This window comes from Pseudomonas sp. SB113 (assembly GCF_040754745.1).
GTDB classification, from domain to species: Bacteria; Pseudomonadota; Gammaproteobacteria; order Pseudomonadales; family Pseudomonadaceae; genus Aquipseudomonas; species Aquipseudomonas grimontii.
On record NZ_JBFMHW010000022.1, the window covers coordinates 74426 to 94122 of the forward strand.

The window sequence follows — 19697 nt, forward strand, 5'->3', positions numbered from 1 at the left end:
AGCACCCTGTGAACACACTGTCCAAAATTCTGCTGTCGGGCCTCACCGCCGCAGCGCTGCTGACCGTGGCCGGTTGCGCCACGGAGAGCAACCGCGCCATGCCGGTGGAACAAGTCGCCAGCGCCAACGTCGCCTATTCCGGCGTGCGTGTGCCAATCGCCGTGGGCAAGTTCGACAACCGCTCCAGCTACATGCGCGGCATCTTCTCCGACGGCGTCGACCGCCTCGGTGGCCAGGCCAAGACCATCTTGATCACCCACCTGCAGCAGACCAACCGCTTCAGTGTGCTGGACCGCGACAACATGGGCGAAATCTCCCAGGAAGCCGCGATCAAAGGCACCGTGCAGAAGCTCAAGGGCGCTGACTACGTGGTGACCGGCGATGTGACCGAGTTCGGCCGCAAAGAGACCGGCGACCGCCAGCTGTTCGGCATCCTCGGCCGTGGCAAGACCCAAGTGGCCTACGCCAAAGTCGCACTGAACATCGTCAACATCAGCACTTCCGAAGTGGTGTATTCCACCCAGGGCGCCGGTGAATACGCGCTGTCCAACCGTGAAGTGGTCGGCTTCGGCGGCACTGCCAGCTACGACTCCACCCTCAACGGCAAGGTCCTGGACCTGGCCATGCGCGAAGCGATCAACCGCTTGGTCGACGGCATCAACGCCGGCGCCTGGAACCCGCGCAACTGATCAACAGCACTTCAAGGAGCAGTACACGGATGAGCAAGGCAGTGAAGTTGGCGCTGATGCTGACAGCAATCGCGACGGTCGCCGGGTGCCAGACGGCGCCCCAGCCCCTGTATCAATGGGAAAGCTACCAGCCGCAGGTTTACGAATACTTCAAGGGCGAGCCCAAGGAGGCGCAGGTCGAGGCACTGGAGCGCGACCTGCAAAAGATCAACGCCAGTGGCCGCAAAGCGCCGCCGGGTTACCACGCGCACCTGGGCATGCTGTACCTGAGCATGGGCAAGGATGACCAGATGGTGCAGGAGTTCCGCACCGAGAAGGCGCTGTTCCCCGAGTCTGCCTCGTACATGGACTTCCTGTTGAAAAACGCCAAGACCGGAGTGGCCACTAAATGAGCCTGTTAAAACTCACCGGCGCCTTGCTGGCCCTGGCCTTGCTCGGCGGTTGCGCAGCCCCCAAGACCATTGACTACACGGCGTACAAGCAGGCGCGGCCCAAGTCGATCCTGGTACTGCCGCCGATCAATGAGTCGCCGGAAGTGCAGGCCTCGTACAGCCTGGTCTCGCAAGTGACCTACCCGCTGGCCGAAGCCGGCTACTACGTGTTGCCGATTGCGCTGGTGGACGAAACCTTCCGCCAGAACGGCCTGACCACCGCCAACGATATCCAGGGCGTGCCACCGGCCAAGCTGCATGACATCTTCGGCGCGGACGCGGCGCTGTATATCACCGTCAGCGAGTACGGCACCAAGTACATGCTGATCTCCAGCGACACCGCCGTGACGGCCTCGGCCAAGCTGGTGGACCTGCGCACCGGCACCACCCTGTGGACCGGCTCGGCACGGGCGTCCAGCGAGGAAGGCAACAACAACAGCGGCGGCCTGGTGGGCATGCTGATCACCGCGGCGGTCAAGCAGGTGATCAACAGCTCCACCGATGCGGCGCACCCGATTGCCGGCATCACCAGCGCACGCCTGCTGTCGCCGGGCCAACGCGCGGGGATCCTGTACGGCCCGCGTAACCCGAAGTACGGCACGGACTGATATCCGGATTCTGAGAACACCACGGTCCAAATGTGGGAGGGGGCTTGCCCCCGATAGCGGTGGTTCAGTCAAACATGTACTGACTGATCTACCACCATCGGGGGCAAGCCCCCTCCCACATTTGAATCAGAGTTAACCCGAACCACCCGCACCGTGCGTCTGACCTTGTGAACGGATCATTCATTCACGAGGCTCAGCCCATGTCCCGCCCTTTGCTCTTCCTGCGTCCTGCCGCCCAAGGCTTTGCCCTCACCATGGTGGTGGCGCTGGCCGGTTGTGGGCTGTCTTCATCCCCTGAGCTGGCCAAACCGGCCGAGCCCGTCGCCGAGCTGCAAAGCGCCTCGCCCCAGGGTGCGCTGGTCAAACGCATGGCAATGCCCGCGCCAATGCGCATGCAGGAATCAGCGGCGATGGACTACCGCAGCGAACCCCGCGAGCAATACGCCAACCTTCCGGACAACCCGGTGCATCGCGTGGCCGAAACGCCGGTTTCTACCTTCAGTGTGGATGTCGACACGGGCAGCTACGCCAACGTCAGACGCTTCCTCAACCAAGGCAGCCTGCCGCCCGACGGCGCTGTGCGACTGGAGGAAATGGTCAATTACTTCCCCTACCACTACGCCTTGCCCACCGACGGTTCACCGTTTGGCGTGACCACCGAAGTCGCTGCTACACCGTGGAACCCGCACACCCAACTGCTGCGCATCGGCATCAAGGCATCCGACCGTGCGGTGGCGGACCTGGCGCCGGCCAATCTGGTGTTCCTGGTGGACGTGTCCGGCTCCATGGACCGCCGCGAAGGCTTGCCGCTGGTGCAAAGCACCCTGAAATTGCTGGTGGACCAGTTGCGTGATCAGGACCGGGTTTCATTGGTGGTGTATGCCGGTGAGTCCCGCGTGGTGCTCAAGCCCACGTCGGGTCGCGACAAGGCCAAGATCCGCAATGCCATTGATCAACTCACCGCCGGTGGTTCCACGGCAGGCGCATCCGGCATCGAACTGGCCTACCAGATGGCCCGTGAAGGCTTTATTGACAAGGGCATCAACCGCATCCTGCTGGCCACCGACGGTGACTTCAATGTGGGCGTCAGCGACTTCGACAGCCTCAAGCAAATGGCCGCCCGGCAGCGTAAAAGCGGCGTGTCCCTGACCACCCTCGGCTTCGGTGTGGATAACTACAACGAACACCTGATGGAACAACTGGCCGATGCCGGCGATGGCAATTACGCCTATATCGACAACCTGCGCGAAGCCCGCAAGGTGCTGGTGGATCAGCTCAGTTCAACCCTGGCGGTGGTCGCGCGGGATGTGAAAGTGCAGGTGGAATTCAATCCGGCACAGGTCAGCGAGTATCGACTGCTGGGCTATGAAAATCGCGCCCTCAAGCGTGAAGATTTCAACAACGACAACGTCGATGCCGGCGAAATTGGCGCTGGGCATACCGTGACCGCGCTGTATGAAATTGTGCCGAAGGGCCAGAAGGGCTGGTTGGAGCCATTGCGCTACGCCACTGCGCCTGCGGCCGAAGGTAAATCCGATGAACTGGCGATGCTGCGGGTGCGCTACAAGCTTGCCACGGGCGGTGATAGTCGCTTGATCGAACGGCCCATCCGCCACGAAACCACCCAGGCCAGCGACGACCTGCGCTTCTCGGCGGCGGTGGCCGCCTTCGCCCAACAGCTCAAGGGTGATGGCCGCTACACTGGCAGCATGAGTTTGAAGGACACCGCCGCACTGGCCCGCTCGGCGCGGGGCGATGACCCCTTTGGCCTGCGCAACGAGTTCGTGCAACTGGTGGAATTGGCCCAAAGCCTGAAACCCTGAATGTGGGAGGGGGCTTGCCCCCGATAGCAGTGGGACAGTCAACACATCTGTTACTGATACACCGCCATCGGGAGCAAGCTCCCTCCCACCTTTGAACAGCGTTAACTTTAAAAAAGGAGTTCGCCCCCAACATGGCTGTTCCAGATGATCCATCCAGCGACGAATCGCTGCTGGCCCGTTACCGAACCGGTGACGCCGCCGCGTTCGAAGCCTTGTACGCGCGGCACCGCCAAGGCCTCTACCGCTTCCTCGTGTCCCTGAGCAACAAGGCCGAACTGGCCGAGGAAATCTACCAGGAGACCTGGCTCAGCTTGATCCGCAGCAGCACCCAGCCGCAAGGCCGGGCGAGTTTTCGCACATGGCTGTTCCAGATCGCCCGCAACCGCCTGATCGACCATTGGCGCAAGCACGGCATCCACAACCCGCTGCACGACAGCTACGATGAGCAACTGCACGCCCAGGCCGACGACAGCGCCGGCCCTGAGCAACAGCTGAGCCTGAGCCGCGACCAGGCGCGCCTCGACGCTGCCCTGCAAGACTTGCCCGAAGACCAGCGCGAAGTCTTCCTGCTGCGCCTGCACGGCGACCTCGAAGTGCCGCAAATCGCCGCCCTCACCAAAGCCCCGCTGGAAACCGTAAAAAGCCGCCTGCGTTACGCCCAGCAGAAACTGCGCCGCCTGCTGGCCGAGGAGATACTCGCATGACCGACTCCCGACACACTCCCGACACCGACGACGTGCTGATCCAGCATTACCGTCAACACAGCAACGGCGAGCCGCCCGCGTCCCTCGACGCCTTCATCCTCAACGCCGCCCGCCGCGAAGCCCCGGCGCCGCCACCGAGTCTGTGGCAACGCTGGCTGCAAGCCTGCCAACGTCCGCGCTGGCAAATGGCATTCGCCACCGTGGCCGGTTTGGCGCTGATGATCGGTGTGGTCACGCGCTCGCCAGTGCCGCAACCCGAAATCTCCACCGCGACCTTCTCCGCCATGCACGAGGAAGCCGCCCGCCCAGCGCCGCAAGCGTTGTCCGCGCCCGCGCCGATGGCGCGCATCGCCGCCGCGCCCAAGACTGAAAGTGCACCGGTGCAGGCTGAAATCGCAGGTGCGTTGGCAGATGAATCGAGCGCCAGACTCAGCAAGCGCGCGCCGTCAGCGTTGCCGTCGCTGGAGCAAGAGTTACAGACAATCGTGCGTTTGCGTGAAGCGGGTGAAAGCAAAACGGCGGATGAAAAACTGCTGGCCTTGCACACGCGTTTCCCCGACGAAGACCTGCCCGCACGGCTAGAGGCGCTGCGTAAGCATTGACCACAACAGAAAGAACGAGCCACCGGTAACCTGTGGCGAGCGGGCTTGCCCCGCGTTGGGGTGCGCAGCACCCCCAATGAAGGACAAATGCGGTATACCCGATTTCGCACAACGTCTGGTTTTGGGGCTGCTGCGCAGCCCAACGCTCGGCAAGCCCGCTCGCCACCGTGACCATTCAGCGCCGCCCTTCAATCACCATGCGCACCGCCAACCCCGCCAGCACCGTCCCCATCAACCAGCGCTGCACCAACTGCCATACCGGCTTGGCCGCCAGAAACGTCGCGATGGAACCGGCCATGATGGCGATCACCGCATTGACGCTCACACTGATCATGATCTGGGTAAAACCCAGCACGATGGATTGCGTCAGCACGCTGCCGTGGCCGGTGGGGGTGATGAATTGGGGCAGCAATGACAGATACATCACCGCGACTTTCGGGTTCAACAGGTTGGTCACAAACCCCATCATGAACAGCTTGTGGGGACCGTCCCTGGGCAAGTCACGCACATGAAACGCCGAGCGCCCGCCGGGCTTGACCGCTTGCCAGGCCAGGTACAACAGGTAGAGCGCACCACCAAGCCTGAGCGCGTCATACGCATACGGCACCGCCATCAGCAACGCGGTAATACCCAGCGCCGCGCACAGCATATACACGACGAAACCCAGCGCCACACCGCCGAGTGAAATCAACCCGGCCAGCGGCCCTTGGCAGATCGACCGCGAAATCAGGTAGATCATGTTCGGGCCGGGCGTCAGCACCATCCCCAGCGAAATCAGACCATACGCCAGCAGGCTCGACAGTTCGGGCATGGGTTAACTCCTGTAGGTTGAGCGCGTCGTTGCGCAGGTTGGATGCGCTTGATGGTAGGGCGGGAGAAGGGCGCGCGTTAGATACAGATCGGCTGACAAAACGTCATACAGGGGGCTTGCGCTCATACCAACCTGTGGCGAGCGGGCTTGCCCCGCGTTGGGTTGCGCAGCAGCCCCAAGACCAGGCGCAGAGGAGTGCCTGATACACCGCATTCGTCGTCATCAGGGGCGCTTCGCACCCCAACGCGGGGCAAGCCCGCTCGCCACAGGTTACTTTTTACCCTTTCTATTTCTTGACTGACTGGCATTAGGGCTTGCGCTGAGACGCAACGTCTCACGGTCTCATCGCACTGCGCACGTTCTGGCATGGCGCGTCTCGTTTGACCTCGATACCGCCCATCCTTGCGGTTCCATCCGGCGGCTCTAAGAAAGGCATGTCCAGACGTTTTTGCACAGCTGGCACCGGCCTTGCTCTGGCCCCTGGCAACCTACCCGGCGCGCCAGTGCCCACCGTTTCAAGGAGACTTCGCTATGAGCCTTTCGAGCAACTCGCAACGCAGCATGCGTGCCGCTGTCTGGCATGGTCGTAACGACATCCGCGTCGAAGATGTGCCGCTGCCCGTTTCACCACCTGCCGGTTGGGTGCAGATCCGCGTGCAATGGTGCGGCATTTGCGGGTCCGATCTGCATGAGTACGTGGCCGGACCGGTGTTCATACCGGTTGACGCCCCGCACCCGCTGACCGGGATAAAGGGCCAGTGCATTCTCGGTCATGAGTTTTGTGGCGAGATCGTCGAACTCGGTGCCGGCGTGCAGGGTTTCAGCGTCGGCGAGCCAGTGGCGGCCGACGCCTGCCAACACTGCGGCACGTGCTACTACTGCACCCACGGGCTGTACAACATTTGCGAGAACCTGGCCTTCACAGGCCTGATGAACAACGGCGCCTTCGCCGAACTGGTCAACGTGCCCGCCAACCTGCTGTACAAATTGCCGGCGAACTTCCCTGCTGAAGCCGGCGCACTGATCGAGCCTTTGGCCGTCGGCATGCACGCGGTGAAAAAAGCCGGAAGCCTGCTCGGGAAAAACGTCGTGGTGGTCGGTGCCGGCACCATCGGCCTGTGCACCATCATGTGCGCCAAGGCGGCGGGCGCGGCGCAGGTGATCGCGCTGGAAATGTCCGGCGCGCGCAAGGCCAAGGCCCGTGAAGTAGGGGCGACCCATGTGCTCGATCCGAATGAGTGCGACGCCCTGGCCGAAGTACGCCGCCTCACCGGCGGGCTCGGCGCGGATGTCAGTTTCGAATGCATCGGCAACAAACACACGGCCAAACTCGCCATCGACCTGATCCGCAAGGCCGGCAAGTGCGTACTGGTGGGCATCTTCGAAGAACCCAGCGAGTTCAACTTTTTCGAGTTGGTGGCCACGGAAAAACAGGTACTCGGCGCACTGGCCTATAACGGGGAATTCGCCGACGTGATCGCTTTTATCGCGGATGGGCGGCTGGACATCTCGCCACTGGTGACGGGGCGCATTCAGCTGGAGGAGATCGTGGGGCAGGGCTTTGAGGAACTGGTTAAAAACAAGGAACACAATGTGAAGATCATTGTGTCGCCTGCTCGCGTCTGACGCGCCCGGCTGACTGCGGCAGTCTTTGCCCCACGCCTGATTCCCCACGCAAGCCAGAGGAGGGGGAGTCAGGAGTGGGCACGAGCGAAAACTCGGCCCGTCGAGATCACCGTGAGGTCGTGCGTGAGCCTGAAGTGGCGATGACCGCCCCCGTAATGATCAACACGGCGGGGATTATCAGGATCGGCTTGGCATCGCTTTGCCCCACGGCAATCAGCAGCAGCGTGGAGAACAGCGGCGCCAGGTAAGACAGGGCGCCCAGCATCGATAGATTTCCGTGCTTGGTCGCGTGGTCCCAGGCAAAAAAAGCCAGGCCTACCGGGCCCAGCCCCAGGGCAATGATCGCCGCCCACTGGCCTGGCTCAGGCCGCACCGTGGTTTCGAAAGCCAGGTGGCAGAGTCCCCCGGCCACTGCCACCAGCCCGCAGATACCCCCGATGATGCTGCTCGGAACATGGCTGAACCGCCGGTTGAACACCGAATAAATCGCCCAGACCCAGGCGCAGGCAAAGGCTGCGGCGTAACCGATAACCGGCATCGACGCACTGTCACTCCGGGCCCGCAGCTGCATGATGAAGGCCGTCCCCGCCAGGCCGAGCAACGCGCCCAGCAACTGGCGCTTGCGCAGCGACTCGCCGGTGGCAACGCTCGACAGCAGCACGATCAGCAGCGGCCACAGGTAGGCAATCAGGCTGGCTTCAGCCGCAGGCGCGGCCTTCAGGGCAAAGAAATACAACGCGTGATAGACGAAGATCCCGGCAAACCCCGTTGCCCACACAGACCAGGGCTGGCGCCAACTGCTGAACCCTGCAACGCCGCGCAGCCCCAGCACGCCCAGGCTGGCCACGAACGCGACCGCGAAGCTCGACGCCAGCAACTGAAAGGCCGGGATCCCGGCGGTCAAGGTGGTCAGAAGCGCCAGGCACGCCCACAAAAACACGGCAATCACGCCGATCAGCGTCGCACTGGCGGTGCCCTTGGCCAGGGTGATGGAGGGATTGGAAGTGCTCATGCAAGCCCCGTCTGCAGATAATCCTCAAGCGGGAACACTAGAACGGTCGAGAGCGCGAGTATTGATCAGGCCCGCCCAAGAATTGTTCGGGACTGCTGTTTTTTCAGTGGTCTCGCCCTTGTTTACGCACAACGGCCGGCGTCAGCTGGCGGGCTTTCTTCAGGGCATGGGTTAACGCACTCTGGTCGGCGTATCCGGCGCGATGCGCAATATCAATGATCGACAAAGACGTTTCGCGCAACAGGTCAATGGCCAGATTCAGGCGCAAGTTCGCGATATGCGAGAACGGCGTTGTGTTCAGGTGCTGCCCAAATAGTCCATACAAACGCCGCTCACTGGTGCCCGCATAACGCGCAATATCATGCGCCGTCAGGGCGCTGCCCAGGTGCTGCTCGATGTAGGCCAGCGCACGAGCAAGAATGAACTGGCCGGGGTCGCTGCGCGCCACCTCGGGCTGCAATAACGAACACAACAGCAACCGGCTCCAGGACTCGGCCATCGCGAGCGAGCCGACCAACCGTGGGCCGTTGCTGCTGGCGTAATCGAGCAAATGCCGTATATCGGGCCTGACCGCGAAAAAGCGCTTGTCGTTGAGTGGGTCAAATGACGCAACCGTACCCTTCTGCGCCTCGCCACGCTCGGTCGAGACGTCCAGCACCAGGAAACGGTTATGGGTGTTGGCCAGGAAGGTATGCCGGGCCCCAGCAGAAATCACCACCCCCTGGCTTGCATCGACCTTGCCGCCTCGTCCGTCGACCTCAATCTCCATCGACCCGGATTGGGGAAGCACGATTTGATGAAAGTCATGCTGGTGAAGCTCGACCTGACCTGAGTAAGAGCGCAATGAGAGGGAGAGCGATTGGGGGGTGGTGGTGCTCATCCGTGAGTCTCCGGGGGTGAGGGGGTTAGCGTACGTTACTGTTGTGTTTGGATGCCAGATTGTATTTGGGGGGATTTTGGCTGGGGGGTGTTGTTATTGTTGGGTTTGGGGTTGTGTTTATGAGGACGCTAAGGCGCTTGATTAAAAGGCGCGACAGGGGGGATTCACGGATCGTCAGAAACAAGAAAGCCCGTACGGGGCGGGCTTCTTGGGGGGGGCGTAGACTGTCTGAGACAGCCCGAGACTGCTTTATGGTCCCGGCGGGATTCGAATTGGAGTGTAAACCCCAGCAAAATATAGCTGTTTTTAATGTATTTCTATAAAGGGATACACGGAGGGATACAGCGCGTGAGCTGAAGCCCCCGTATAACCCTTTATCTACTTCCTTAAGCTCCTTCTCCAGGATCAATAACCTTGCTTGATAAGCGCTCAATTGCCGATCTCAACACCAGAGGGGCGGTCAATCCAATATTCATTGCGAGAAAAGGGCTTATTTTTTGCCCTGACTGTAGATGAATGAATGTCAAAAAACCTCCCGCTGCTGGTAGCACGAGATAAGGAACCCAGTACCAGATCTCAGCCACATTCGGACGTTGAAGTTTAGGCAGTTTATATATTTCCGTTAGCTCGAGCATTTTTACACAAAGCGCACTTGCCGACGCCCAAAGAATTGGGGCCCATACGAACTCATCCATTAGCCCGCCCTATTTCTTATTGCTAATCCAATACGAGACCAAGCACTGGTCTCTTTTTGATGTTTTTCCCTGCTAGTGAAGAGAGCTTCTCCTTCAGGGCTTAATGCTGATGACTGGATTATAAGGTCAGTGTTGCTGATTATGATGTCCATGATTTTATCAGCAGGTAAGCCGGTTTCTTTGGATATGCCGGAAACTGTACGCCACTTATATTTGGTTTCACTAAGTGCAGATATTACTGCTTTAGTTTCATCGTTCATTTTCGACCTCCGTCAGACGCTTACTGCGATAGGTATCTGAATTTTAGGTTGTATCGCAACTAGTTCTTTGTATCTTTCTTGAACTTTTTCGTAAAGGTCAGGAATTTTCTTTGCTTGTATGGTGACTACAAGTGCATAATTTAGTTTTGGCGCTCGGCGAGGCGAATCACTATTCCCAGGTTCTCTGGCAATATAATGAATGTCAAATACAGGCTCTAAAAGTGAAGTGCCTCGTTTCTTTTTGGAGGCGCTTCTTACCGTGTCCCACTTGTGAGCATCCGTTCTAAGTTCCTGTTCATTGCTTTTGGTATGCCTGCCAAAAAATGAATCTGTAGCCGGAAACCTAGGGTCCTTCTTCTTTTGAAGTTTATTAAATTTTGCCTTGTGAGGTCTGAATTTTACATCGAGACCCGCGCGAGTATACTCTCCTGGAGTATGGGGGTCTGTTGTGCAGGTGTAGCAAAAAGTTGCCTTAATAGTTATATCTCCGGCTAGCTTTCCTTCAGGCAACGGTATAGGAGCGCGCAATACTTTGCCAGGCTCTAATTTTCCGGTAAAAAGCACTTTGACTTCGCCATCACCACACGCAGTGATTTTGCGAATATCGTTATTGACTATTCCCCAGCCAACCTCTTCAACAGGGTGTCCTGCGCTATTTGCAGAGTGCACTAGGAGTGATCTTATTGCTGGAGTGGTTAATGCTGCCCCAAAATATGCGCGCAACCCCGCCGCTAGGCGTACCACAGAAGGAGTTGCGAAGCTCGTTCCAGAGTCTTCAGCGATTGTTGGGCCAGGGAAGATAAATTTAAAGCTTTCCTTAGGGGACCCACCAAATGCCACCAGATCAGGTTTCACTAGCCCTGGACTACGACCGGGGCCAATAGAGCTGTAAGGTGCGCGCGCCCATCCTTTCTGACTGCCGTCGGTTGCTCCTACTGCTAGAGCGTTCACAGAGTCACTAGGTACTTGAATTCGGTTCAGAGGCCAGGTACTAGTACCATCATTCCCTACCGCGACCGCAGCTAATATGTCTCCATCACCAAGATGGTCGTCTAACATAGAAGTCCAAGCGGTGACTTCGTCATCACCTGCTACTTGGTCAGGGCCGATACTAAAGGAAATCAACGGATAACTAGTTTGGGATAGGATGTTGTCAACATAGAGCATCACCTCATATAAGCTGCTATCAGTGATTTTATCGCCTAAAACTCTGTAGTGATCAACTTCTGCGTAAGGGCGATCTAATGAACCCTCCTTTACACTTCCAAAAAGCAGTGCAGATGTTACTGCTTGTCCATGATCTAAAAAATAAGGAAGCGGATCTCCAATTTTGAAGGAGCCACTCGGTTCTATATTTCTTGCCCATAGCCCAAACGGATGGTTTCCGGGCAGTCCGCCGTCGAATACGGCTACCCGAAATGACTCATCTAGAGCTTTTTCGACTGGAATAGATATCCGGCTCATGCCTGTACTTCTCAGCATTTGAGGGCGGCTTACTGTCCTCAATACGGGCATTTTTCTTATCGCGCGCACAAAGGAAAACTTTGCCAGTTCTTTTACTGATTCTTCGCTACCCTCAGCGCTTAAAAATAAAAGCCCTCGACTTTGATATGAGCGTGTCATATCTAACTTAACTTTGCTTTTTTTGGCATACCTTTGAAAGTCGTCTTCCCACCCTACGTCAATAGCACTGTCAAAATGAACGATTACTTCGAGTGTATTCGATTTTTTATCAAGATTACCAAGAATACGGTCTGCCGGCTTCACTGATTCCAACTGTTCTATTTTTATTATGTCGTCGCTTAAATTTGTGCCGTCAACAATTTTTGGAAGCGCGCGTTGGAATTTTTTAAAGTCTTCATTTGCGCCTGCTACATATAGTACAGTTGACGCAATTCCCTCTTCGTTGTCACTTCCGCGGCCAGCTTTGGGGCGATTTTTAAGAGGCTTACTACCAATCAGCCTTAGTGAAAATTCAGATAATAAATCATCTGGAAAACCTGACCGGGCTACATACTGCGGATGCAATATTAATGCTGCAACAGCTTTGCCATCCGCCAATGCATCCTTTGGTGTTTCATTTATATCTTCGATTAGCTTTTCAAGCATTTCACCAACACGCTCTACTTGCTCTTCAAGGTTGTATGGAGGTTCTCCCTCTCCAAAGCTACCTTTATAGGGCACGTTGTCAGTGAGTTTTTCACCACGTCCAAACAAAAAACGTTCTTTTTCAGCCATTATTGAGCTCCTGCTGCCAATGCCGATCTAAGAGTGTCTCTGGATACACCTGTTATTTTACTTGCTGCTCTTTGCGATGATTTTCCGTTTTTAACTAGTAGTAGCGCGAGATTTTTTCGTTGCAGGCGATCTTCGGATGGGCATAGACGCTCCATAAGAAACTTTAAGTGCTCTAGAGCTCCTGCCTCACCCTCAAGGAAAAAAACTTTTCTCAGGTTATTTATTTCTCTCTGGAAGTCGCTGTAAGAAGTTTTTTCCATAAGCGATGCAACAAAATAAACCCATGCTTTAGGTAGCCCGTCTGCTGATACTAAAGCATTGCCTACTTGTACGAGTTCTTCTATCTTTGGTCTTTTAAAATCGACTATTTGATCAAATCGGCGTTGTACGGCGGCATCCAACAAATGATAGTGATTTGTTGCTGCTATCAATAAGTTGTTGCCTTGCCATTGATCGAGCTCTTGAAGCATGACAGTGACCAGTCGTTTTGTTTCTCCAACGTCTGAGGAGTCATCACGTTTTTTTGCAATCGCATCTAATTCGTCTAGAAGTAATACGCAGGGGCGTGACTTGGCGTAGTCGAGAGCTTTTTTTATGTTGTTGCCTGTTCTTCCCAGATAGCTGCTAACTACAGTTGCTAGGTCCAAAGTTAGTAGCGGTACCTTGAGCTTTTGGGCCAGGTACTTGGCGCAAACTGTTTTTCCTACACCAGGAGGGCCAGTGAATAAAACTTTGCTAGTAGGTATTATACCTGCGTCTAATAGTTTCTTAGTGCTTTTGCGCTCGGAAATTATAAGATTCAAAGGGCCTTTTATTTCCTCGGAACTTATAAAGCCATTTGGAAGATAAACAGGATCTTCAACCGATAAGAGTTCGCTATGAGTCTCGTGGTCTACAGGCACCGGTGAATTAAGTCCAGAGTCTTTAACTCTCCTAATTGCACTTGATGTGCTCTGATCGAAGTTCTGCGAGAAAACCTCATTCTGAATATGATCGGCCAGCGGATTACTCGTCTGGCGAAGTGCTCTCACCAAGCGCAATGCTTGTATACGTACCTTCTCACCGTCACCCAGAGCACCGATTTTCGTGATCTGGACTAGTTTTTCGATCACGTCACGAGAATCGTCCATTTTGTACATAAACCCCTGATTTATAAAGAAAATATTGTGGACTAGTTTGCTATTATCCCACTTGACCAAACCGCGCACAAGCTGCTAGGCGACGAACGTAAGCTTTTTTTTGTATGGATATACAGGGGTTTTATGCTCGTTATCTCGATCAGAGATATACGGAGGCCTTTAAATGATCGCTTTGGTTCTATCAGTTTTTAAATCGTGTCATAGACGTCCTAAGCCTTGTGAGGCTGGCGGAGGAGTCGTTTTTTTTGCATTTTGCGGCTAGTGCCCCTTCCGCTGGGGGCTCAAGCCAAAAGCATGAAAAAAAATCGTCCTCGATGCAGGGAATTGCAGGGAAGATTCATATCAAAATTGTTGGGCTCACGCAGAGTCTAGGCGGATCTCGAATGGTTGCGGGGGTGCGGAAAAAAAGAGCTATTTAGCCCGCAGGTGTGGTGGGGGGACAACAGCGCGCGCCGGGGTGGAGGCTCGCCATCCAGCGCCGGGAGCTCGACCAGTGGGACCAGCCAGAAATTGGCTCTCAGCAGCTCACCTGGCGCCATGGCCAGCACTTCCATTGAGCTAGTGGGGAATCTCATCGAAAACGAAAAAGCCGCCCTAAGGCGGCTTGCATGCTGTGTGTGGGATCGAATTCAGGACGTTTGCGTTTGAGTGTGTTGCTCAATCATTGCATTCAACTCCGAACGGCGGCGCGCTCGATAGATCGGGCTCTTCAACTCTTTCTCGCCGGTGGTGAAATCGTCACGCGGAACGATAGAAAGCGCCTGCCACACGGCATTGTCATCGCCGGATAACGCAGCACTGGCTCTATCAATAAAACCGAACAAGGCTTCTCCTAGGCGTCGTGCTTCCTCGCTGCTGACCGCCTTTTTTTCGTCGCTAAACGTCGCCTCTTGATAGAACGCGTCCTTCTCTATGTCCCGTTGGATGATGAGCTTTTTGCGCTGTAATGCTTTAAGAAACGCTTCTGCTTCGGGCAGTGCGAAAAGAGCGGTCGCAGAGGTGGTGAGGCAATGATCGCCATAGAGCGCAAACGCCGTCTCGCGACTACTCAGATAGCGCTCACGGGCTTCATAGGTATCTATCTGGCATAACTCCATTGCCGGTTGCAGTTCGCCGGCCAGGCAGGCGTACTCCAATGCCAATTCGCGGCTGTCCAGTTCCTGGCGCTTGAAGTTGCGAATATCTTTGGTCAGCACGCCATCGCTTTCCCGGAAAAGCTTCCGCCAGGTAGCTCCATCTAGCATCGCTTGCTGTTCGGCCGCGCCGGCCGTTTTGCGGTGTTTTTCTTCTCGCGCTCTCAAGCCTTCAAAGCGCTCGCGTATAGACAGGTAGGTTTGTTTGTATTCGTCGTGGATTTTGAGTGCCGTCTGAATTTCATCGGGCAGAGACAGGTGATGCTCGTTCATAGGTTTCTCCGGTGGTGATTGCAGGCCGACGCCGGCCAGGGTTGATGGTGCGAGTCGGCAATCAGTGAGAGTTGATTGCTCGTAGGGATAGGGCGGGGAGAAGAGCTCGGGACGAGTGCTTCGAGTTCTGTCAACAAAAACAGCACATACCCCCCTTGTTCACACGACTGAATTCAAAATCGGTGGGAACGCGGGAACGTGGGTACAAAGGCTCTAAAACGGGCCTTTCAGAGTGGGAACTTGTTCCCGGCGTTTTTTGAGCGGGAACAAGGTAGAGGGGGAGGCTCTCTATTAAACAGAGTTGTGTTCCCTTGTTCCCACTCTCATGTCTTATAAGGGAACGCTGAAAGCCACGGCTTTGCTGGGCCGTTCCCGCTGTTCCCGTGTTCCCGCTGAAAAACGTCGAATGTCGATAGCTGCACAGGTTGAGCGTCATTGACTTTCTCCCTCACTTTCGAGCAAGTCGGGGTCAATTACGTAAAAACGGGAACTACCACCGCCTGGCGTGCGGTACTTTTTCGCCCGCCGGCTGCCCTTGGTTTCTTCGTCAACCTTGGCTAGCGCTCCGGCGCCTACCAGCGTCCGTACGATACGTTCTTTACCGAAACCTGAAGCCGCCTCAAGCAATGCCGGTGTGTTGAACAGGTACAGGCGTTTATCGTCATTCACCTCATAAAAACCTGCTCGCTCGCGGACAGTGAGGTTGGCGTGTTCGGCGCGCACATCAGAAAAACGGCTGTCACCGTGTAATGCGATGAAGTCAGCGATACCGCGCAGTATCTGGCGGTCTTCTGCGTTGCCATCTCCCATACGGGCTAACCATTCGTTGAAGAGCAGCAGACAAGCTTGAGTGGCTGAGCCCGAGGGCCAGCCAAGAAGATTATGTTCAATAGCCAATTCTCCGGCTAACGCCATAATGGCGAACCGATCAGCTACACGGCCGGCTTGTGAGCTCTTGGTTTCGAAGGCATCACGGACTTGTGAAAAGGCGCTATACAGCTCCTTTGGCTGCTCAATCAGTGTTTCCACGAACGCGGGGCCAAGGTGCCCATAGTGTTGCGTGACAGCATCGTTAAGAACGCGGTGAAACTCTTGCCCTGTCATGCCATGCACATCATCAAAAGCGCGATGAGTTCGGGTGCCGGCATTCACATCGACCATGCGCAACTCGGCACCGGCATGCGCACCGTTGCCTCCAATGGCGGCGTGCTCGGATAACGACCTTTCGCCGCTGGAAAGGGCCAGCACGCGCCAGGTCAATTTGGCCCGCCCTTCACGTTCGCGAGTCATGGTGCTTTTGCCCATGCCGTTGGCGATTGCGTAGGCCATTTCCTGAACGCGCTTGGGGTCGGCACGCTTGATTTCATCAAGGATCAGTACGGTATCGTTACGAGACGCCGCCTCAATCTCTACGCCACCTTTTGACACGTCCCAAGAGGCCGCGAAGGTGCCAGGATTGCCCCAGATCGATGCGGCCAACAGTTGCGCGAGTGACTTGCCGCTTGATGAGTCGCCGACCAGGTGAATACCGCCACCATTGACGCCTACCTTGGCGAGCAGAGGCCCTGCCAATGCACAGCACACCGACAAAATCAGTACTGGATTGCCGAGGCAGCGTGCGGCTATCTCGGTCTGCCAGCTGCTGAGAGAGCCTTTGCAGGTGAAAATGTTCGCTGCCCGACCTGAGTCCTGAAAACGAACGTTGTCGCCGCCAATGACCCGTGAGGGCAGCACAAAGGCCCCTGATTCATGCCAGCCCGGTTTCGTGGTGGTGGCAATCACCAGGTCAGGGGCGTGATGGCTCGCCAGGTACGGCGCGATATGACGACGCTGGTGGTACTCGATGGCCAGCCCTTGGCGCATGAGCGCCTTCATCACCTCATCTGCTTTACCTGCAAGGGATTCCATGGGCATGACCCATTCGATACGCCTGCCCCTGTAGTGAAAGGACAGCAGCCGGCCAATGCTGCCGTCTTCTGAGTTGATCGTTTCGGCTTCAACGTTTAGTGGCGCACAGATCCAGTGATCGACCGGAATGGCTTTTTCTTCCGGCCCGCTTTGCTTCACGCTGTGATACCAGGTGCCGGCCTTGTAGACCTTTCCTTCAACCGTGCAGGCATGTTCATAGACAGCGAAACGGGGCCGGTCGAGTTTGTCGGGCTCCGGCGCCTTTGGGTCTCCTACAAGACTCAAATCAGCGTGTTTTTCCTTGAGCTTGCTCACGGCTTTGCCTCCCATAGCTGGTTGCGCCAAAGGTGCAAGTCGTTGAAGTCGGATAGCTCAGGCGGTGCATGTTGGGGCCACTCTGGAAATACCACGAGAGCGCCGGCATCGAATGCTGCGCGGTTGGCGGAAGTGCGCCCGGGATTGCCCCGCGTTTGGCGATCATCGTCACCAGCGATCACCAGCTCGACGCTCTGACCATGAAGCGCTCGCATGGCTAGTGCCACGGCGCGCAAGTTGCCGGCGTTCATGGCGCACACCACCGGTTGGCCGGTATGGATATGCAGCGTTGCTCCCGTCGCCCAACCTTCACAGACGTACAGGCGGCTGCCCTCGATGACCCGCCCCAATGGCGAGTAACAGCCCAGGACACGGCCACCACTGAGGAAACGTTTTGCGCCGGCACAGTCGATGACTTGCAAGTTTACCAAGCGACCATCAAGGCATAGAGGGACCAGTAATTTCCCCTGAGACATTTGACGCAGTTTGAGTGGGCTCACGCCCTTGGCCACCAGATACGGATGCAGTCGATCAGCAGGCTTTGAGCGCTGCCACAACTGCACTGCCTGCCGAGTCGCTGCTTGCTGCTTTTCCTGCTGTACCGCATCGGACCGGCGTCGGTTTTCTTCCGCCTTGGTGCGGGCAGCTTTGAGCGCTTCTGCTTTCTGGGCGCTCGGTGCGCTCGGGGCTCCAGATGACTCAAACAAACCGAGTGCCAGGCGTTGATCGATTTCCCGCGCAGCTTCGACCTGGCGGCATTGGCGCAGGTACGCCAGAAGTGAAACCAGATCGCCACCGTGCGCTTGATCGTCGGCAAAGTCATTCCACCGGCCAGAGTCGAGGGACACACCAAACGATCCGGCTTGGCGGTCTCCCCGGACATCGTTTCGAGCAACCCATTCACGTCCGTTTGGGCGCCCCTCCGGCAGCCATTCTTTAAGCAGAGTAGGGGCAGCAGGAAGGGCACGAAGTGCCACCAAACGAATCAGGTCTACAGTGTCGTTATCAGTCATGGAACAGGCCCTCTGACGATACGAATGAAGCGTCAGGCATGCTAATAGCCGCGGCCAGATCCGCCGTTTTCACGAGGTGCTGCGCCGCTTCTTCGGTGCAGGGTCGGAGCTCCCCTTTGTTGGCAAGTTGCAACGTGCTTTCCAGACTCAAACGCATCATTGCGGTGGCACGATTGCCCAGGGCGAGGGCTCCAGTGAACTGCTCAACATTTTTGCATGGTGTTGGGTTTTGGCTGCGTAGCCGTTGTTCCAGGCGGTGCAAGAACCCGAGTTCAAACGCGTCAACGATCCGGCCAGGTAGGCGCTGTTTGTGACTGATTAGGCACCTGGCCAACGGTTCATTTTGCTCGGCCAACCATCGTTCGAAGGCATCAACGCCACCGTCGATTACTTCTTGGTATTTGGCGGGCCACTGCGTTTCGATTGCGGGTTGGCCGTCGGCAGATGGCAGCACGGCGTTGAGTAATTCAGGCATTTTGTACCCCCTCACGTTCCGCTGCTTTTCGGGCTGCGTTGAAGAGGTCGCTGGCGTCCTCCAGGAGCAAGTAGGCGGCATCCGCAATGCCGTTCACATCTTTTGCGTCGGCCCGGTTGATGCCCATGCAGGACAGGCTGAAAAGCAGTGCCTTAGCCGCACAAAGTCGCTGCTCTGCGTATTCCTGAATGTCGGCGTACGCGGCGCTCGTATCAATCAGCAGCACGGGGGTTTGGCTGGGATTTGTTGTGAGCGGAATGAGCTTATTCATGACCCACCTCCACAGAGGTCATGATGCCCTCTGAGCACGCGTCAACAGTCGCTTTCGCCATGTCGATCAGGTAGACGATCACATGACAAAGCTGTTGGCTGTTTTCAGTGAGAGCCGCTTGCTCGGCCATCTCCTGGGCAAGATCAAGCAGGCAGTAGGTTCGATCGAGGGCATCGGTTACAGGCACATCAGGCTGAACAGCGAAGAGCGGTAACCGTGAGAGAGGAATGTGGCTGAAGGTTTTGACGGTGGTCTTAAGCATGGCGCACCTCCATAACCATCGCTTGCTCTGAGGCGGCAAGGTGGGCGAGGTGCATATGGTGGTTGTAGCGTTTGAGGCGAGTGGAAAGACTGGAGTTTGCGCGAAGGGCTGCGAAGGCCATGGCCTTGTGCGCGGCGGCGCGGGTAGAACGTGCGGACGGATTGAGGGCGTGCATGGGTAGAGCTCCTTTTGCTGAGGAGCTGCCACGTTCGTTACCAAGCGAATGGGTGGCAGCTGTACGCAGGTTGGTAAACCGGGGCAAAAGGAACCCGGCAGACCCGAAGGTCTCCCACGCACAGCCGCCATAACACGTAACTGCGGGCACAAAAAAAGCGCCTGCAATTATAATGGGGGCGCTGTTGCGCCTTTTGCTGATCGGGTTACCAAGCCCGGTCGCTGAATTGGCAGCGACGGGCAAACTATAGGCCCGACCACATGAAGATTGCAAGTTGATCTGGCTGCCGAAAATGCTCATCCCGTTGCTCGTGGTGATAAACTTCGACCTGTGTGTGGTGTGGTATGTGGCCCT

General features: G+C 56.7%; 21 protein-coding genes. 7 read left to right on the forward strand and 14 right to left on the reverse strand.

The genetic code is table 11. The features are described 5' to 3' along the window. Nucleotides 1–8: 8 nt before the first annotated feature. The 6 genes from AB1462_RS24340 to AB1462_RS24365 all read left to right on the forward strand — a co-directional run bounded on the left by AB1462_RS24340 (nucleotide 9) and on the right by AB1462_RS24365 (nucleotide 4857). Nucleotides 9–689, forward strand: a complete 681-nt coding sequence (locus AB1462_RS24340) for a CsgG/HfaB family protein (protein WP_058426355.1) — start codon at nucleotides 9–11, stop codon at nucleotides 687–689. 29 nt (nucleotides 690–718) lie between these two features. Next, nucleotides 719–1081, forward strand: a complete 363-nt coding sequence (locus tag AB1462_RS24345) for a DUF4810 domain-containing protein (RefSeq protein ID WP_090401183.1) — start codon at nucleotides 719–721, stop codon at nucleotides 1079–1081. Next, nucleotides 1078–1728 carry a DUF799 domain-containing protein gene (locus AB1462_RS24350; protein WP_027608085.1) on the forward strand — a complete coding sequence of 217 codons (651 nt, stop codon included), beginning with the start codon at nucleotides 1078–1080 and terminating at the stop codon, nucleotides 1726–1728. Before AB1462_RS24345 ends, AB1462_RS24350 begins: the two co-directional genes overlap by 4 nt. 200 nt (nucleotides 1729–1928) lie before the next feature. Then, on the forward strand, nucleotides 1929–3551 hold the full coding sequence (locus AB1462_RS24355; protein WP_315338607.1) for a VWA domain-containing protein: 1623 nt from the start codon (nucleotides 1929–1931) through the stop codon (nucleotides 3549–3551). Nucleotides 3552–3682: 131 nt separating this feature from the next. Beyond that, a complete protein-coding gene (locus AB1462_RS24360; protein ID WP_090401181.1) occupies nucleotides 3683–4255 on the forward strand; it encodes an RNA polymerase sigma factor in 573 nt (190 codons plus the stop codon). After that, nucleotides 4252–4857 (forward strand): hypothetical protein, encoded by a 606-nt coding sequence (locus AB1462_RS24365; RefSeq protein WP_367248076.1) that lies wholly within the window; start codon nucleotides 4252–4254, stop codon nucleotides 4855–4857. The genes AB1462_RS24360 and AB1462_RS24365 overlap by 4 nt, the downstream gene beginning before the upstream one ends. 175 nt (nucleotides 4858–5032) lie before the next feature. Here the strand turns inward: AB1462_RS24365 and AB1462_RS24370 are convergent, their stop codons facing one another. Beyond that, on the reverse strand, nucleotides 5033–5668 hold the full coding sequence (locus AB1462_RS24370) for a LysE family translocator (protein WP_367248077.1): 636 nt from the start codon (nucleotides 5666–5668) through the stop codon (nucleotides 5033–5035). Nucleotides 5669–6229: 561 nt separating this feature from the next. Here AB1462_RS24370 and AB1462_RS24375 point away from each other — a divergent pair. Then, entirely contained in the window at nucleotides 6230–7294 is a 1065-nt protein-coding gene (locus AB1462_RS24375; RefSeq protein ID WP_244176463.1) for a 2,3-butanediol dehydrogenase, read from the forward strand. A gap of 106 nt (nucleotides 7295–7400) precedes the next feature. Here the strand turns inward: AB1462_RS24375 and AB1462_RS24380 are convergent, their stop codons facing one another. From AB1462_RS24380 to AB1462_RS24440, 13 genes are all read right to left on the reverse strand, one after another. Next, on the reverse strand, nucleotides 7401–8306 hold the full coding sequence (locus tag AB1462_RS24380; protein WP_367248078.1) for a DMT family transporter: 906 nt from the start codon (nucleotides 8304–8306) through the stop codon (nucleotides 7401–7403). Between the two features lie 103 nt (nucleotides 8307–8409). Beyond that, entirely contained in the window at nucleotides 8410–9186 is a 777-nt protein-coding gene (locus AB1462_RS24385) for a helix-turn-helix domain-containing protein (protein ID WP_367248079.1), read from the reverse strand. A 386-nt stretch (nucleotides 9187–9572) separates the two neighbouring features. Next, a complete protein-coding gene (locus AB1462_RS24390) occupies nucleotides 9573–9881 on the reverse strand; it encodes a hypothetical protein (RefSeq protein ID WP_301279130.1) in 309 nt (102 codons plus the stop codon). Beyond that, nucleotides 9881–10141, reverse strand: coding sequence for a hypothetical protein (locus AB1462_RS24395; RefSeq protein ID WP_301279131.1), 261 nt, complete (start codon nucleotides 10139–10141; stop codon nucleotides 9881–9883). Before AB1462_RS24395 ends, AB1462_RS24390 begins: the two co-directional genes overlap by 1 nt. Before the next feature lie 12 nt (nucleotides 10142–10153). Further along, nucleotides 10154–12379: a S8 family peptidase gene (locus AB1462_RS24400; protein ID WP_367248080.1), complete on the reverse strand. Its 2226-nt coding sequence runs from the start codon at nucleotides 12377–12379 to the stop codon at nucleotides 10154–10156. Further along, on the reverse strand, nucleotides 12379–13509 hold the full coding sequence (locus tag AB1462_RS24405; RefSeq protein WP_301279133.1) for an AAA family ATPase: 1131 nt from the start codon (nucleotides 13507–13509) through the stop codon (nucleotides 12379–12381). Before AB1462_RS24405 ends, AB1462_RS24400 begins: the two co-directional genes overlap by 1 nt. Before the next feature lie 638 nt (nucleotides 13510–14147). Continuing rightward, nucleotides 14148–14924, reverse strand: a complete 777-nt coding sequence (locus AB1462_RS24410; protein WP_338502641.1) for a hypothetical protein — start codon at nucleotides 14922–14924, stop codon at nucleotides 14148–14150. A gap of 432 nt (nucleotides 14925–15356) precedes the next feature. After that, the gene (locus AB1462_RS24415) at nucleotides 15357–17147 is read right to left on the reverse strand and encodes a DUF927 domain-containing protein (RefSeq protein ID WP_367248081.1); all 1791 of its coding nucleotides are present in this window, start codon (nucleotides 17145–17147) and stop codon (nucleotides 15357–15359) included. Then, on the reverse strand, nucleotides 17144–18160 hold the full coding sequence (locus AB1462_RS24420) for a toprim domain-containing protein (RefSeq protein ID WP_367248082.1): 1017 nt from the start codon (nucleotides 18158–18160) through the stop codon (nucleotides 17144–17146). Before AB1462_RS24420 ends, AB1462_RS24415 begins: the two co-directional genes overlap by 4 nt. After that, complete coding sequence (locus AB1462_RS24425) at nucleotides 18153–18635, reverse strand: LasR-specific antiactivator QslA (protein WP_219272924.1); 483 nt, start codon at nucleotides 18633–18635, stop codon at nucleotides 18153–18155. The genes AB1462_RS24420 and AB1462_RS24425 overlap by 8 nt, the downstream gene beginning before the upstream one ends. Further along, the gene (locus AB1462_RS24430) at nucleotides 18628–18906 is read right to left on the reverse strand and encodes a hypothetical protein (RefSeq protein ID WP_169863860.1); all 279 of its coding nucleotides are present in this window, start codon (nucleotides 18904–18906) and stop codon (nucleotides 18628–18630) included. The genes AB1462_RS24425 and AB1462_RS24430 overlap by 8 nt, the downstream gene beginning before the upstream one ends. Further along, complete coding sequence (locus AB1462_RS24435) at nucleotides 18899–19168, reverse strand: DUF3077 domain-containing protein (protein ID WP_367248083.1); 270 nt, start codon at nucleotides 19166–19168, stop codon at nucleotides 18899–18901. The genes AB1462_RS24430 and AB1462_RS24435 overlap by 8 nt, the downstream gene beginning before the upstream one ends. After that, nucleotides 19161–19343, reverse strand: a complete 183-nt coding sequence (locus AB1462_RS24440) for a hypothetical protein (RefSeq protein ID WP_065876657.1) — start codon at nucleotides 19341–19343, stop codon at nucleotides 19161–19163. The genes AB1462_RS24435 and AB1462_RS24440 overlap by 8 nt, the downstream gene beginning before the upstream one ends. Nucleotides 19344–19697: the final 354 nt, after the last annotated feature.